Annotated in this window: 17 protein-coding genes and 1 tRNA gene; 8 read left to right on the top strand and 10 right to left on the bottom strand. The window is 50.2% G+C overall.

What is annotated here, in order from left to right; all coding sequences use genetic code 11:
• Positions 1–4 precede the first annotated feature (4 nt).
• Positions 5–77 (top strand) — tRNA-Ala (locus ACTRXA_RS11520).
• A 72-nt stretch (positions 78–149) separates the two neighbouring features.
• Here ACTRXA_RS11520 and ACTRXA_RS11515 read toward each other — a convergent pair.
• The 6 genes from ACTRXA_RS11515 to ACTRXA_RS11490 form a co-directional block, all read right to left on the bottom strand.
• A complete protein-coding gene (locus tag ACTRXA_RS11515; RefSeq protein ID WP_442427338.1) occupies positions 150–1,187 on the bottom strand; it encodes a tyrosine-type recombinase/integrase in 1,038 nt (345 codons plus the stop codon).
• A gap of 47 nt (positions 1,188–1,234) precedes the next feature.
• Complete coding sequence (locus ACTRXA_RS11510; RefSeq protein ID WP_282010440.1) at positions 1,235–1,471, bottom strand: helix-turn-helix domain-containing protein; 237 nt, start codon at positions 1,469–1,471, stop codon at positions 1,235–1,237.
• Positions 1,472–2,083, bottom strand: coding sequence for a hypothetical protein (locus ACTRXA_RS11505; RefSeq protein WP_442427337.1), 612 nt, complete (start codon positions 2,081–2,083; stop codon positions 1,472–1,474).
• Between the two features lie 31 nt (positions 2,084–2,114).
• Complete coding sequence (locus tag ACTRXA_RS11500; RefSeq protein WP_442427336.1) at positions 2,115–2,660, bottom strand: hypothetical protein; 546 nt, start codon at positions 2,658–2,660, stop codon at positions 2,115–2,117.
• A 67-nt stretch (positions 2,661–2,727) separates the two neighbouring features.
• Positions 2,728–3,897 carry a hypothetical protein gene (locus tag ACTRXA_RS11495; protein WP_442427335.1) on the bottom strand — a complete coding sequence of 390 codons (1,170 nt, stop codon included), beginning with the start codon at positions 3,895–3,897 and terminating at the stop codon, positions 2,728–2,730.
• On the bottom strand, positions 3,884–5,404 hold the full coding sequence (locus ACTRXA_RS11490; protein ID WP_442427334.1) for a type IV secretory system conjugative DNA transfer family protein: 1,521 nt from the start codon (positions 5,402–5,404) through the stop codon (positions 3,884–3,886). Before ACTRXA_RS11490 ends, ACTRXA_RS11495 begins: the two co-directional genes overlap by 14 nt.
• Before the next feature lie 111 nt (positions 5,405–5,515).
• Here ACTRXA_RS11490 and ACTRXA_RS11485 point away from each other — a divergent pair, with 111 nt between their 5' ends.
• The 3 genes from ACTRXA_RS11485 (at position 5,516) to ACTRXA_RS11475 (ending at position 8,413) form a co-directional block, all read left to right on the top strand.
• Complete coding sequence (locus ACTRXA_RS11485) at positions 5,516–6,178, top strand: helix-turn-helix transcriptional regulator (protein ID WP_442427333.1); 663 nt, start codon at positions 5,516–5,518, stop codon at positions 6,176–6,178.
• A 391-nt stretch (positions 6,179–6,569) separates the two neighbouring features.
• Positions 6,570–6,941: a plasmid mobilization protein gene (locus tag ACTRXA_RS11480; RefSeq protein ID WP_282010446.1), complete on the top strand. Its 372-nt coding sequence runs from the start codon at positions 6,570–6,572 to the stop codon at positions 6,939–6,941.
• Entirely contained in the window at positions 6,938–8,413 is a 1,476-nt protein-coding gene (locus tag ACTRXA_RS11475; RefSeq protein WP_442427332.1) for a relaxase/mobilization nuclease domain-containing protein, read from the top strand. The genes ACTRXA_RS11480 and ACTRXA_RS11475 overlap by 4 nt, the downstream gene beginning before the upstream one ends.
• Positions 8,414–8,762: 349 nt before the next feature.
• Here the strand turns inward: ACTRXA_RS11475 and ACTRXA_RS11470 are convergent, their stop codons facing one another.
• Genes ACTRXA_RS11470 through ACTRXA_RS11455 form a run of 4 tightly spaced genes read right to left on the bottom strand, consistent with a single transcriptional unit; the run spans position 8,763 to position 12,158 of the window.
• Positions 8,763–9,389, bottom strand: a complete 627-nt coding sequence (locus ACTRXA_RS11470; RefSeq protein WP_442427331.1) for a DUF6338 family protein — start codon at positions 9,387–9,389, stop codon at positions 8,763–8,765.
• A gap of 3 nt (positions 9,390–9,392) precedes the next feature.
• Positions 9,393–10,106: a hypothetical protein gene (locus tag ACTRXA_RS11465; protein WP_442427330.1), complete on the bottom strand. Its 714-nt coding sequence runs from the start codon at positions 10,104–10,106 to the stop codon at positions 9,393–9,395.
• A complete protein-coding gene (locus ACTRXA_RS11460) occupies positions 10,060–10,962 on the bottom strand; it encodes a nucleotidyltransferase domain-containing protein (protein WP_442427329.1) in 903 nt (300 codons plus the stop codon). Before ACTRXA_RS11460 ends, ACTRXA_RS11465 begins: the two co-directional genes overlap by 47 nt.
• A gap of 2 nt (positions 10,963–10,964) precedes the next feature.
• Positions 10,965–12,158: an SAVED domain-containing protein gene (locus ACTRXA_RS11455; protein ID WP_442427328.1), complete on the bottom strand. Its 1,194-nt coding sequence runs from the start codon at positions 12,156–12,158 to the stop codon at positions 10,965–10,967.
• Between the two features lie 617 nt (positions 12,159–12,775).
• Here ACTRXA_RS11455 and ACTRXA_RS11450 point away from each other — a divergent pair.
• From ACTRXA_RS11450 to ACTRXA_RS11435, 4 genes are all read left to right on the top strand, one after another.
• The gene (locus ACTRXA_RS11450; RefSeq protein ID WP_442427327.1) at positions 12,776–13,432 is read left to right on the top strand and encodes an AAA family ATPase; all 657 of its coding nucleotides are present in this window, start codon (positions 12,776–12,778) and stop codon (positions 13,430–13,432) included.
• An 8-nt stretch (positions 13,433–13,440) separates the two neighbouring features.
• Positions 13,441–13,737, top strand: a complete 297-nt coding sequence (locus tag ACTRXA_RS11445) for a ribbon-helix-helix domain-containing protein (RefSeq protein ID WP_442427326.1) — start codon at positions 13,441–13,443, stop codon at positions 13,735–13,737.
• Between the two features lie 440 nt (positions 13,738–14,177).
• Complete coding sequence (locus ACTRXA_RS11440; RefSeq protein ID WP_442427325.1) at positions 14,178–14,747, top strand: hypothetical protein; 570 nt, start codon at positions 14,178–14,180, stop codon at positions 14,745–14,747.
• Between the two features lie 173 nt (positions 14,748–14,920).
• Positions 14,921–15,148, top strand: a complete 228-nt coding sequence (locus ACTRXA_RS11435) for a hypothetical protein (protein ID WP_442427324.1) — start codon at positions 14,921–14,923, stop codon at positions 15,146–15,148.

Raw genomic sequence — 15,148 nt, 5'->3', positions numbered from 1 at the left:
ATTCGGGGCTGTGGCGCAGCTGGGAGCGCGCTTGAATGGCATTCAAGAGGTCAGGGGTTCGATCCCCCTCAGCTCCACTTTTGTTTATAAGGGGTTACGGCGATTGCTGTAGCCCCTTTTTCGTGGACTGTAGCCAAATTGTAGCCAGCTTACCCGGAAGCGCTTGCATTGTTGCCGTTTAGGGCTTCAATGGCTTTGCGTTTCATCTCCGGGTTGAGGTGAGCATAGCGTTGCGTGGTGGTGATGTTGGTGTGTCCCGCCAATTCCGCCACCACCTGCAACGGCTGACCGGCCTGCACCAGGCGGGAACAGAAGTCATGGCGCAGGTCGTGGAAGCGGAAGTTCTCCACCTTGGCCCGCTTGCACAAACGCCTAAACGCCAGCCCCACCCACCCGCGATGCAGTCCCCTGCCGTCGATCCAGAAGACCCGGTCGATTTTCAGGTTGCGCACCTTATTGAGCGCTTTCAATTCCTGATAAACCGCGTCTGATAGCGGAATCCAGACGGGGTTTCCGTTCTTGGTATGCTCAATCTCAATGGCACGCTTGAACAAGTCCACTTGATCCCAGGTCAGGTTGCAGATGTTGGACAGGCGCAGGCCGGTTTCGCGGGCGATGATCACCACGGATTTGAGCCAGTCGCCCCGTTTGTCCAGTTCCGCGAACAACCGCTTTTCCTCTTCCGGCTTCAGGTAGCGCACGCGCTTTTTGGAGCCGGGAGGAATAGTGACCTTCTCGAAGGGATTCTTGTCCAGCAAATCCCATTTCTTAAAGGCCAGGTTGAACGCATGGCGGAGCAGGTTCAACTCGTGGTGAATGGTGACGTCCGACACGCCGTCATCCCGCCGTTTGGCTATGTAATCTTCCAGCCTGCCCGGCGTCACTTCCGGAAGCAAATCCTCTCCCAGAAATTCGTTGAGCTTTTTGGCCAGATAGCCGTCGGTTTTGAGGGATTCGGGACGTTTGTTGGACTTGGCGTAGCGGTGCCGGTACATCTCCAGAAGACCGGCTACGGTCAGATACTCACCCTCTTGCTTTTCAAAGAACTTCCCTTCCTGGATTTCCGCCCTGATCTTGGCTTCAATCGCCTTGGCCAGTTTCTTATCCTTGCCGAGGCTCTTGCAAATGGGCTTTTTGCGTCCAGGAATGGTGATTTTACACCAATAGACATTTCCTCGTTTGTACATAGGCAACTCCTAGTCACGAGGCGTCTTTTGGCCACTATCACAAAGGATTATGACCAAAATCGAGAGGCCTTTCCAATGATTTTTTTCGCTTCCCGCTCCGCGTCCACAGTTTTGACGCGGCTTTGCTTAACAAATTCTTTGATTTCTTTTATATGGAACCGCAACGCTCCGTTGAACTTGTAGGCAGGGATTTTCCCGGACTCCACCCAGCTATAAATGGTCTTCTCCTTAACCGACAGGTAGCGGGCCAGGTCTTTTACTGTGATGAAGTCGCGTTCGGTCATTTATGCTTTACCTGATTTGTCGTTTTCATCCGAGGACCAGAACGTATCGTTCCACTCCCTCTTTTCTATGAACATGTCCGTGGCTTTTATGCCGACCTTATAGGCCAGAGTGAAAAAGGCCACGAGAACAATGGCGCGTCCCAAACCATGATCCAAAAACACGGCCCGGAGAAAATGGCCGGTGATGGGATTATCCAGTAGAAGCAAAGCCACAATGCAAAGGAACACCGACACGCCAGCAGATACAATAAAAACCATCCCTGTCATGACGTTCCTGAAGAGTTTTCCGGCCTGAGTTTTGATAAGTGCCGAATCAGGTTCCTTCTTGTGATTTTCAGTCAAGGATCTGGAAGACCTCTCACCGGCCATCTTGACTGAGAAGTTTCTCGTCAACAGACCCGCCAGGACCAAAGACAGGATAAAGGCGAAGCCTTCAAATATGGTTTTTGCAGGGCTGGACGTTTGAGTCAGGTCGATGGAAAATAAAACATCGGCCAACACAGTGATCGAGCCGAAACATAACAAGCACAGGAAGAAGCAAAAGATAAAAATAGTGGCTTTGACCAGGGTTCTAAAAAGGGTTGTGAGCAGATTTTGGATCGTTTGCATCATATGTCTCTCCTTTCTGTTAACGTTTGAACGGTCATTGGCCTTCCGCCCACTGAAGGTTTAAGAGGGCCGGGAGCAATCGCTCCAGGTTGGTCCGCGCAAACGCCCAGGGATTGCCCCCTTCCGGCACGGCGAATGCGGGAAAAAGATGAAAGTCCATCCACCGGCAGGTTCCCGTGAAGAAGGACACATTGCCCGTTTTGGGATCGTATTTTCCAAAATTCAGGTCCCTGACATTTTCATAATGGAAAAGCATCCATTGCGACAGCCCCGCCACCACACGGTAATACTCGGTGCGTTCAGCTTCGAAGCAGAAGTCGTTAGAGAAGTCTGCATCAGGTGGTGACTCAGCCAGGATGCACAGTTCCGGAAAATACAAAGTCTCACCACAGAACGGGCAATTCCCCCAATTCAGAGCGGCGCTGATCCGGGAGGCATTCCAGTTTCCGGAAAGCTCCAGAGTGTCGCCGTCGGTGATGGTTATTCCATTGACGTCCAGGCCGCAGGCGGCACAGATGGTCTTGAGCCGCCGGTCCGTTTTTTCCAAACGGACATTGAATGGAAACGGTATTTTGCTCATAGTGTCTCCTTCTTTACCGGAAGCCACGCTTCCACGTTTGCAGATCGCGAATTGCTAAAACATCCCCTCATTGCTCACTGTCCCGTTCAAACAGTTTCCCGAGCAACTGGATGACTAAACCAACGCAGGCACCCCCGGCCAGTCCAGCCCAGGGGCGAAGGTGTTCCGGAATGCCCGCGACGAATCCGTCCACGTCCTGTCTGGAAATCCCGAAAAATTTAAAAGCGGCAACCCCGATGATGAGGATCAGAAAGGCCGCCAAAGCCCGGGTGATGACCCATTCGAAAAATCGCACCACCCGCCACCGGATACCCGAAACGACATGCTCCACAGGCGGAGGCGTGTTCCCAGCTTGATTGCCGTCGCATAGTTTTGAGACCTGGCGGGCCGTCATCGATTTTGTCCCTAAAATCAGGAGAACCAGGGCAAGCAAGAGCAAAAAGAGGTAAATCCCTGAACGGTTTTCTTCTTCGACCACCATATCCACCATTTGGGAAAGGCCTATCAGGACAATGACGGCGTAAAGTCCCAGGACGAACAGATTCCAGACAAGTACCGCCCCATAGATTGCGTTCCGCTTCCAGCCGGTGACCGGTGTTTGGGAAGCCTGTAAATTTGGATTGCTGCCGGGCGTTGAATGCTCTCCATGACCCCACACCTGAGGCATGACGTCGCGAATCCAGATGTCCACACCCTGAAGCCGGTTGAATAATTGATTGGCCCGCTCCAGTCCAAAGATTGGCGGGAATTCAAAGTAACCCTGGTAGTGGTTTAAATAAATTCGATACGAATCCCGGTAATAGCGGTTCTTTCCGGGTCTGTTCAGCATCTCTTCCTTTTCTGCTTCCGGATGCTGGATGATCTTGAATGCGTAGCCTTGATGTCCCCGCTTATAGGCCTTCCATCCGGTGAAGAAAGTCCGGATGCGAATGGAATCTTCGGAGAAGATGATCCTCACGCGGGCCTTTAGGAGGAACGGAAGAATGACATAATGCAGAATGGTCAGGCCCAGCCCCGCTTTCAGGACTTGCTGTAATTCCACCGTGATTCCGAATTTGTATTCAAACAGCAGTCCGGCAATCACCATGCCCCAGAACAGGATCAGCGTGAGGGTGTCACGCGCTCTTTTCATCAAGGGGGTCATGTAATCGGCCTGAACCCGAACCTGCCTCTTTCTTTGATGGGTCGTGGCTTTGGGCCAGCCGACGAAATCCTGATTATGGTTATTCCAGGTCATCGTATTTCCCCTTGAAGGAGGTGAAGGACGGATCGTTTGAATCGAAATAACTCACGCGTTGTAAAATCATGGGTGCTTTCCCGGCGGCGATGATCAATTGCCGTTTCAAAACGTCATCCCTGGCGAACAACCGGGAGGCTTCCTCACCGGTCAGCAGATCATGCAGGGCCACGTTATCGGCCCGCGTGGCGGACATGTCATGCGCGGTATGGGTCGTGCGCTGTACGGGCAACGCCGTTTTGCCCAGGCGTTTCTGGATATAGTCCAAAGTGGTCAAATCGGCGTTTCCAAAAAACTGAAGCACGCCCGCGTTGCCCATGAAGGTTTCCCACCGTTCGCGATAGAGGCTTTTCAGTTGATTGAGGTCCTGTAAAACCGGCCAGAGCTTCACGCCGAAGCCCGCAATCTGCCCCGCCGCGTCTTCAATCTGTTTCATGTGGCCGAGGATGGGAAATTCATCCAGGCACAACAGGACCGGCGGATGCGGTTTGGCCGGTTCCCGCTCCATGGCCTCCAGAGCGAGATTGACAAACAGCCGGAGCCACCGGTTGCAGGTGCCCATCCGCCCCGCCGGAAGGCACAGATAAATCGTCAGGCCACCGGCGGCGGTCTTGAGTTCCGTCAGATCGAAGTCATGACCGCGCAAAACAGTTTGCATCGACTGATAGCCCAGAAACCGGATATGCCGCCGGATGGTGGACAGCACGCTCCCCTGCTCCCGGTCCGGTCGTTCGGCAAAATCTAAAGCCGCCGCTTCAATCGCACCGGCCAGAGTGTCGTGTTGCAGAATCCGGGCGTTGTGGAGCATTTCTTCCACCAGTCCTTCCATGGAACCCTTGCCCTCTCCTGAATCTTTGCCCTTGGAGAGCAGGTCATAGACGGTGACCAGATCGCGGATGCCTTCATAGCCGCCATAGGTCAGAACATGCAGGATCACGCCCTCGATGAACATCCGCGCGCTTTCATCCCAGTGCGGGTCCGCATTGGCACCCGTCACCACCAGGGCATCCGCGATCAGTCCCGCATCTTCCAGAACGGTGGGGCTGTCCACCTTCAGGATGGAAAGCGGATTGAATCGCGCCCGGTAAGGCGTCACCCAGTCCGGCGTTTTGGCGAACGGGTCCAGCACGCAAACTTTTTGCTTCAATCCATCGGCGCGCCGCCTTGCCGTGATACCGGCCAGTTCTCCCTTGGGATCGATCACCAGCACGCTTCCGGCGTAATGGATCAGATTGCAGGCAAGGAGTACGGATTTGCCGGAGCGCGAGCCCGCCACGGTGATGACATGGCGGTCGTCGCCGACACCGATGAGGTGCCCGTCCAGCCGCCCCAACAACACCCGGTCCGGCTGATAGGCAAAGCTTTTCAGAATGGACTCCGCCGGGAGCCATTTGGCGTTCGGCACCTGATCCAGCTCATAACCGGGACCGGTACCCTGCTTGTGGCCCGGCACCCCACGCGGGATGCCGGAGAAAACCAGGTTGGGATTTTGGGTTGTTCGATTCATGACAGCCTTTGTATAATCCTTCGATTTATTTTTTCTGCCTGAGCCAGTATCGCCAAACCGCCTCACCTGCGCATGAGGCTTAGGTCCTATAAACCCAAAAATTTTTTCTTCATGAATTTCCGGGAATTTATTCATTCCTTGTTGGAAAAACCTGCTTTTCGTTTTGGGTTCAAGACTGCGGGCGTGCTTCTCCTGATTCTGGGAGTGGCCGGTGCGGCGGCCTTTTTGGGAGATGTTTTAAAAGGAGGGGAATTTCAGTTTGCAGAGTCTTCAGAAGCTTATGGTCTAGTCCTGCTTTGGCTGGGGGCCATGCTTATCTGGATTTACCTTGAAAAAATGCGGAAAGAATTTGATGAACGTTTAATAATCCGCAAAATGTTCCAGAAGCTTTACCGGGCATACGACATCGGGCTCGATCCGGAACGCCTGTACGAGATTCTTGGTACTACCAAGGTTCGTTTTTTCCGCATTGAGGACCTTAAAAAATACGACCGGGATGGGTTTGATCCTGAAAAGTGGCATCATGCGTTCAAGACCGTTTTCGATGAGGAATTTTCTAAACTGGGCTTCACGAAAGCGGAGAAGGAGGTGGGCAGTTTGCTGGTGACCGGCATGCCTCAGGAGCAAATTGCTGAAGTCCGGAAAACCTCATTGAAAACGGTGAAAAATCAAACCACCGTGATTTACGAGAAGGCGGGAGTTAAAAACGGCAGGGAGTTGATCGCTTATTTCGTTCAGGAATTGCTCCCGTCCCCGACGGAACGCCCGGACTAAAAAAATGTCTGGCCTCATCGAGGCGCAATAATAAGGAGGAGATTGATTCCCGGTTTCATTTTGTAATGCGAAATACAAAACGCCGCCGTGCATTTTTAGTGGCTCAAAAGTGGACACCGATGATCCGGCGTGATACAGTCGTGTTCCCTCCTGAAAATGTTAAGACAATCATAAAAATTTCGCGTTACGATAACTGCAAGTTGTGCGCGGTCTGCCATTTCTTAACGAAAGGTTGCAGACTTTTCCGCGCCAACTTGCCAAGGGGGAGTGCTTGCCGCCCCCCGTTGGATCCCCCAGGCCAGCACCCGAGCCGGGTGCTATCAGGGCGCTTCGCCCCTAAGAACCCAGACCAGAGTCAGCGTCTCTGGACACGCTCCGGTGGAGGAGGAGAATGAGCGAGACACGGAAACGTCAATATCGGGTGACCATCCGCTTGACGGAAGCGGAGGCCGCCGAATTGAACAAACGGGCCGATGATTCCCGTTTGACCCTGGCGGGTTATTTCCGGTCCGCCGTCATGGACACCCCTCCTCCCCCTCAATCGCGCCGTCCGCCGGTGGACCGCAAGGAGCTTGCAAAACTCCTCGGCGCGATGGGCCGCATTGGCAGTAACATCAACCAGCTTGCAAAAGTTGCCAATGCGGGATCATGGCCGGAAAGCGCATCGCTCCATCAGGCGTGCGAAGACATCCAGTGGATGCGCCACGCGCTGATGCAAGCCCTCGGCACCAAAACACAAAAGAGGCCTCGACCGGGACCATGATCCTGAAAGGCTCTCAGCGCGGAGGAGCCCGCAACCTGGCCAATCACCTTCTCAATCAGAAGGAGAATGACCATGTTGACGTCCACGAAATCCGTGGACTGGCCGCCGAGAGCCTGCGGTCTGCCTTCCTGGAAATCGAAGCGGTGTCCAAAGGCACCCAGGCAAGACAGCCCTTTTTTGCCGTCACCTTCAACCCCCCTCCTCACGCTGACATCACTATCGACCAGTTCGAGGGGGCCTTCGCCGCCGTCGAGCGGAAGATGGGGCTGGAACACCAGCCCCGCGCGGTGGTGTTTCATGAAAAGCAGGGCCGCCGCCATGCGCATGTCATTTGGTCCCGCATCGACACGGACCAAATGAAGGCCATCCCCATGAGCCATTTCAAGCGGAGGCTTCAGGACGTCAGCCGCGACTTGTACCTGAAGCTGGGCCTGGAAATGCCCGACGGCTTGAAAAACCGCAAAGACCGCGATCCGCTCAGCTTTGACCTTCAGACCTGGCAACAGGCCAAGCGTCTGAAGGAAGACCCGCGCGACCTGAAACAGATCATCCGGCAGGCCCTGCAAAACTCCGATGGATTGAAAACGTTCCAGAATACCCTTCAGGCGCAGGGCCTGTTTCTCGCCCGGGGCGACAAGCGCGGGTTTGTGGTCCTGCACCATACGGGTGAGGTCATGTCCCTCACCCGTTATTCGGGATTTAAGGCCAAGGACGTGAAGGCCCGGCTGGGCACGTCGGAGAACCTGCCCAGTGTGGAAGAGGCCCGCAAGGAAATCGCGGCCCGTAAGACGCAGGCACTTAAGAAAAAATTAACGGAATTGCACCAGAAGCAGGAAAAAGAGCGCCAGCCTTTGCTGGAAGACCTCCGGGATATACGCGACCGGCACCGGAGAGAGCGCAAAGAGATGAAGGAATTTCATAATGAACGGTGGCAGAGGGAGGAATTGATCCGGGCCAACCGCCTCCGTAAGGGCATTATGGGCCTCTGGGATAGGATCACGGGCCGCCGGGGCAGAATTTCCCGTCAGAATAAACAGGAGGATCAGCAGGCTTTATTTCGCGATAAACAGGAAAAACAACACCTGATTGACCGGCAGATGGCCGAACGCCGGAAACTTCAGGAGAGATTCAAAGCCTTGCATGAGAAACAGAAGCAGGAGAAAAACCGATTCCGCTATGAGTTGGGATTCCAGATGACCAAGGGGCAGAGCAGACTTGCGGAAGCCTGGCGGGAAAAGGACAAACCCAGGGACGGGAAATCTCTCACCGATTCATGGAAGGAAGCCACCGGCACCGGTGACGGGAAAACACCCCGGTTAAAAGAACAATGGGATAAGTCCGACGGAGGTGAGGAAAAGCCCCCTCCTCTTAAAGAGAAATGGAAAGATGTGGCAAAAGGCAAGGACCGCGAAGGCCGGGAACGCACCCGCGACCGTGGCCGTGGCCGCGATTCCGGCCCAGGGCCAAGATAGTTGTTGCGCCACTTTCAATATCTCCCAAAATGTCCCTTGGAGAAGACTTGGAATGACGATCTAAATTGAGAGTTTGCCATCACCCCAAGAGATCGTCCTAGATAACGGTCCGGAACCCCGAACCACATGATCCACTTCAATTGGGAAGCCTTTTCTGGGATTGTCGATAATTAAGAACTTTTATTTCTTGCCCCCGCTTCCTTGATTGGGAGGATTAGAAGGCGGTTTATCGGGGGACCCTTGACTTGTAGTGGGTTGGTGCCCACCTTGAGGTTTTGGCTCATACCCCTCGGTAAGAGGTTTTGGTTGATAGCCTTTTTGTTCCCGGCGAGGGGCCGGTGATGATTTATCATTTTTGCTCATTTCCCATCTCCTTAGGTTTATAAGGCCAAAATTCTATCGTGCTGATTTCGCCAGCGGTAATAAGAACACCGTTTTCGCCACGCGGAGCCCATTTGTTGTTGTCATCAATATCGTAAATCCATTGTATATATAAATCACGCTCGGCAGGATCGGAGGACATGAATGATTCCTTCCCACAAAAACCGCCAAAGCGGGTTCCATCTTTAAGCGTTACAAGAACCCATTCCTCTGTCATACCGCCAAGCTTCCAGTCCCAAGCCGTCGGCATGACATGCACAGGGTTGAGATTACATCGTTTAAGGAAACGATGGAATAGTCCTTTCTGAATATTGACCCCAAGAGCCAATCCAAGAAAGGCTGGTCCCAAAAAGACCATAGTAAACCACGCTATGATTTTAAAGGAAGAGTTTTCCGGTAGGGAGATAACAAGATCAACAAAAGGGAGTGCAAGTGCATAATAAATGCAAGACACCGTCAGATACGACAGAATGGCCTCCGAATGAGGAGGCCGCCTTCCCGTTACAAACTGCGACCTTACATAAATAACAACTAAGCCAGGAACCAATAATATCAGAACCAAATATATTTCATTTAAAGACTTCATATCTGGCATTGCTTATGCGTCCTTACTCTTGCATAGGAAATGAGCCCTTAGTTGCATTTCTGAATTATGGGCAAGACCTCTAGGAATTTTGTTTCTAAGGTCATATACTTTTTCCTTATGACAGTTTCTCAACCGCTTGCCACTACCGCATGGACATTCCCAATGCCCCTTAATAGTTTTCTGAGATAAATATTTCAGGTATTTCCTTATACTTCCTAGGTCATTCGTTTCAAATAGTTCTCTATAAAAATCGAGTCTTCCATTATCCCTGTGTCTGCGATGCCCAAATGGCCATTGGTTATTAATCTCGAAATGTTGTTGGCTTAGAAAATACTGAGTAACAGGAATTTTTAAAAATGTAGCAAATGAGGGGTCGGGACGTTGGACAAACCATTCTTCGGGGACGCAAATACAGGCGGTCCCGTCTGGAGGATTTACATGGCGATCCATAGTACGCGGGATTTTCCCGCCAGTTTCACGCAATATTGGTAAGGTTTCGGGATAATAATCCGGAAAAGTTATCTCTATTTTATAACGCTTTTTAACTATCTCCAAAGTCCCCTTAACGCAGACGGCATTACCATTAATTACTACCCGAAGCCATCTGAAGGACTTTATTGCCTGTTTTACGTCTTCCAGCAATTCCGGATGACGTTGAAACCAAGCCAGTGCATTTTTTCTATTCAGACCAAGGCTTAGTGGTGGGCTGTTCGTGCTGGGCAACATGTATAGCGGCTGTTAATTGTTTAACGTGATCGGTATCATCATAGGAAGAAAGAGCTCCATAGACATCTTCCCATCCATAGCGTTCGACTTTTTTTATAGTGCTACTTGCTACACTCTGCAATTCACTCCAAGAAAAATTCAAAAGCGGCATCAAATCATTCCCTGAAGGGTTAGCCGGGTCTTCAATTATTATTGGATCTTCAGATTCTGCGATAGCTCTTAAAACATGTTCAACCTGTTTTGATAGAGATGCATTTTTTTGGTCCTTCAAAAGCTTGACGCCTAAGAGCTCAAAAGCAAACTGTTTGATTTCGAGGCTATTCTGCACTCGCCACAATTTTAGGAGGGATAAGGCGTCTGTGACGCCACTTTTTTTAATATGGTCAATATGCACCTCCAAGTTTGTTTTTAGGCGACCCTTTTCGCCACCATTTTGATATAAAAAACAGTCCGAAATTTTTGTGTCAGTATAACGTCCCGGAACCACATCAACATGTGTATAGGTTCCTTCACTATCAGGCTCGGCACTCAATAGTCTTATGGCGGAAGTTTTTTCTTCGATTTGATAATGCCCCCTACTAAGCACCCGGGAAACGTTTCTATATAATTCTTCGAGGGTTTCTCCTGCTTCTGTTTCATCATGAGGAAAATAGCACACCAAATCCACGTCGTAGGAATCCTTAATAAGAGTTCCTTTTGCCTTAGAGCCTCCATACCGGATCTTAGCCGTTGGGAAGGATTCTTTGAGAATCCTCTCTACCTCATCACGCGTTTTCCGTAATTGATTCATCTCTTCGCTATCATCATCCAATCTCTGCGAATCTAAAACCTTCTTTAAATAATTATCGCTTGTCATATTTAGGACACCTCAATTTGAAAATTAAAGCCACCTGCGGCCCTATCGTAATCATACACACATAGCGCAGGATGAACCTTTGGCAACCTTTCCCGCCCACACAGCACTGCAACGGGGGCTGGCACTGCTGGAAAAAGGGCGATTTTGTCAACGGCACCATGTTCCCTCATAATGGCACCCAATGTTTCCTGGTAAACAAGCCTGAATGCTTCAAGATCATTATTTTGCTTTAGGAAAGTAGGTGTCGGCGTTTGATTACTCAAAACGATTTCATATACTGATCCTTCTTTAACAAATTCATCGGGGATTGTGGAAATATCAATGGTTCCACTCAATGAAAGCAATAAACCGACCGGACCATCCGCCGGACCTTCTATGCGGCGAAGAAGCTGATACTCTGCCGGAGTTCCACCGGTTTTCCATGTCCAGTTTTCAGTATCACGATGTCTTTGAAAGAAATCAGTCGGAATTTTATTGCTGAGATTATTTCCTAGTACAATAAGCATCGCTATGGGGCCAATACCAAAAACTGAGACATGCCCTACTTTTTCTGCATCACCGTTGGTTTGAAATAAGGTTGCTAGTTTCTTTTGAATGAGCTCTTGGGCAATATCTAAAATATTAGCTTCGCTACCTCCTGCAAGATGGCTAAGATCAATTATCGTTCCAGGCAAAGAAGCAGGAAAACGTGGAGCCAGGGCCTCCCGGATATCATTGTCAGGGATGTTTATATTCTGCCCCCCTATAGGAGCCTTAAAAATGACTAGCGCACTACGCATATTGGGTCCTTGGGACGTCGCCAATATGATGCGATCCTCATGGGACCGCTTCATATCTTCAAGTATATTCCGTAGAAACTCTTCGGGATGATCGTCAACCAGCTTATGGCATTTTGGGCACAATAACATGAGGTTGGTAATGTCATTTATATCCTCTGGACGGCCAAGGTCATCACCTCGTGGTCCCAGGCATTTAAATGCAACAATATGAGCTGCTTGAGCAAAATTCCCAGGTGTTAAAGTAAGGTGATGCTCCATAAGATAATCGTTACACCCAAGGAATTCACAACGACCACCTGAAATAACAAAAAGATGCCTTCGAGTTTTTTCATCAATATTTCGGTGATCGACCTGCTTAACCGGGGAGGATGAGCCTCCCAAATTAAATTGAGTTATTGTTTTTTCACGTCTTCCCACGAATTCCTCTAAAAATAACCAATACTCAAAATGTAAGCTTGGGTTACCCGACTATAAAGTGGCTTAAGTAACCTTATTTTGGTGCCCCTCCTTTTGGAGGTTATTAGGGTTAAATAAGACTTAAAAACCTGAAAAGCAAGGGTATGGGTTGATTTTGCCACAAAAAAAATTCTAAAGCCCATGAGCTTTGCTCAGGATCCATAAGTCAATATAAGCTTTGGAGGTTCTTGCGCCGAGCCCTTCGCCAAGCAGAATAGTGAAAACCAGCCTGTCCTCTGTATGGCCTTTAAATTTCTAATTCTTCCAAGCTTCAGGATTTTAAATATTTAAGGTTTCGAGATTGAAGTTTGCATGAATTTTAGAATTTCAGTTTTTTGAAATGCGAATTATGAAGAAACCGGATTTTGAAAATTTAAAATTTTTCAAAACTTCAATTCTTCAGGAGCACGGTTTTGAAAAATAAAAAGACCTTGATCCCGAATAAATAAACTTCTAAAGTTGAAAAGTGTGGAAGAGTTTAAGTTTTAAAATTCTTTCAGACTTCCTTCCTTCAAGACTTCAGAACTTCACACCTTCAAGTCTTCAGTTTCAAAGCCTACCAAAGATGGGAAAGCACCATGCAAATCATATCACTCATAGCTCAAAAAGGCGGGACGGGGAAAACCACCCTGTCCCTGTCTTTGGCCGTGGCCGCGCATCAAGCAGGCCGGACCGTGGCCATCATCGACCTCGATCCCCAGGCGTCCACAACCAATTGGGCGGACCGGCGGGAGGAGGGGGCTCCGGTTGCCATTTCAGCGCAAGCCAGCCGCCTCCAAAGCGTGATCGACACCGCTCGCGAAAACGGGGTGGACATGCTGATTATCGACACTCCGCCGAAATCCGAATCCGCTTCCCTAGCGGCGGCCCGCGCGGCGGACCTGATTCTGGTTCCCTGCCGACCTCAAATTTATGATTTGGAGACCATCCCCGCCACCAAAGAAATAATCAATCTGGTAGGGGACACGCCCGCTCTTGTGGTTTTGAACGCCGTTCCACCCCAGGGACGGCGGCACGAAGAGTCTGTACAGGTAATCCAAGATATGGGCTTGCCGGTGGCGTCGAAGTATTTCGTCCAAAGGGCCGCGTTTGGGGACGCTCCCAATGCGGGTCTGACCGCCCTCGAATACGATCCCGACGGCAAAGCCGCCAGTGAAATTCGAGAGCTCTACCGGATGGTGTCCCATATGTTGGACACGCAAGTTTCAGAGGATAAAATCAAGGTAGCAATATGAGGTCAACAATGGAAAGAAAGAATCTACAGGACGCCCTGCTTAAATCCGCAAACGGTCTGACCAATGAAGAGGCGGCCATTGTGGTGGAGCCAGAAAGGCAAGAAGTCCCCGAGCCAAGGCCCGTGCGCGCAAAGGTCGCCAAGACGGGGAAGGTGAACGTGACCGGTTATTTTGATCCGGAGGTAAAATCATCCCTGCGGCTGATCCAGGCCAAAACAGGAAAAACCATTCAGGACATTCTGGCCGAAGCCCTCAATGACGTGTTCGCCAAATACAAAGTCCCTGAGACCGCGCCCAGAAACTAAAGCGGGTATTTTCAAATTTGAATACGAGTGTATGACGGGATTCCCAGTTTTGGGAATCCCGTCATACGATTCTACCTTCCGGAGGCCATGGAAAAACCTTTGTCAGGCACGCTTCGTTGAGAAGCCGCTCCGTTTATAGCTTTTAAGGGAAGGGTTGCCAGTCCAAATTCTTTCGGTCAAACTTTTCTATGAGTCGATTCCAGACTCAATGCCGTTCCGGCATTCTGACTAACTCAAACCAAAGGAGGGAAATCCGCTCAAAAAAAGAAAGCCAGGCAGGGCCTGGCCGAAATTAAAAGGAAACTTGTTCCACAACAAAAAATAATTCCTAAAAACGAGTTTCCTTCATTTTTGAAATCATTGCAAGCGATTCTTGCAACAAAATTTTATTGTCTTTTTTTCAGGTGGATTTTCTCCGATTATCTAAAGGAGAGAATGTTATGTTTTATTCGCTATCGTCAGTGTTGCGCAATCAATCCGCGATTGCGCCACCTACCTATATATCTGGCCAACCGCAGAGAAAATCTTTGGCGCGTCCTTTCGATAACGGAACTTTTGTCCTGCCTTTAAAACAAAGTTTTCTCAAAGATGCGCGGATCATGCCGGGAACGGTCCGGATGTTGGCTCTTCTGGCCGGTTGGACCGGACGAGGGGACAAGCCGGTTGTTGAAACCACCAAAGGAATTCTTGCAAAACATCTTGGACGCGGCGTCCGGCAGATATACCGCTATCTTCAGGACGCCATGGAGGAGGGGTATTTGCTCTATTCCTGCACCAAGAACCGGCTGGGCTACATCACCGGCATTAAAATATGGATCAACACCCTAGCCATTCGGAAGAGCACGTCATCTAAACCTCCCAAAACCCGCAGAAAACAGGACTGGACTCAAAAGGCCGACACTAACAAGAAATTAATATTAAATAAGGGAGACGATGCCGTTCTATGGAAAAGGCTGGAGGGGTTAGCGCAGTCCGCCGGGTTTGAAATGCCGCCAACCGCACCCGTTTAGTCTCCTAACCTTAGAGTTATGGAAATCCATTCGCCGCATTCTGCTTGGCAAGGAAGCCATGAGGCCGGGACTGTTCTTAAATGGTTTAAATAGAGGAAAAGTCCGCCATCCATCTTGTCAGGACCAACGTCCCGTGCCAATCTCTAACCATGAAGATCAAAATACCAGGCATCATGAATCTGGAACAATTCTCGGAGCGGTTTCAAATCGCCGTAGCCCAGCTTGAAGAATTAGGGGTGAGGCAAGTCGCCCGGTGTAATATCTATTTGACGCCGGTGGACCAAAAGGGAGAGGAAATCCACCTTTGGGGCGGCCACACCAAGCCCATCAAAGAGATCGAGATTAAACCCGAACTCGCCGAAAACCCCGCCAAATTAACCGTCATTAAAAAGGACCGGTAA

Origin of the sequence: Nitrospina sp. P1_D6, assembly GCF_052156615.1 — a bacterium.
Taxonomy (GTDB): domain Bacteria; phylum Nitrospinota; class Nitrospinia; order Nitrospinales; family Nitrospinaceae; genus Nitrospina.
Note: the sequence above shows the minus strand (reverse complement) of the source record. Positions and strands in the feature narration are given on the sequence as shown.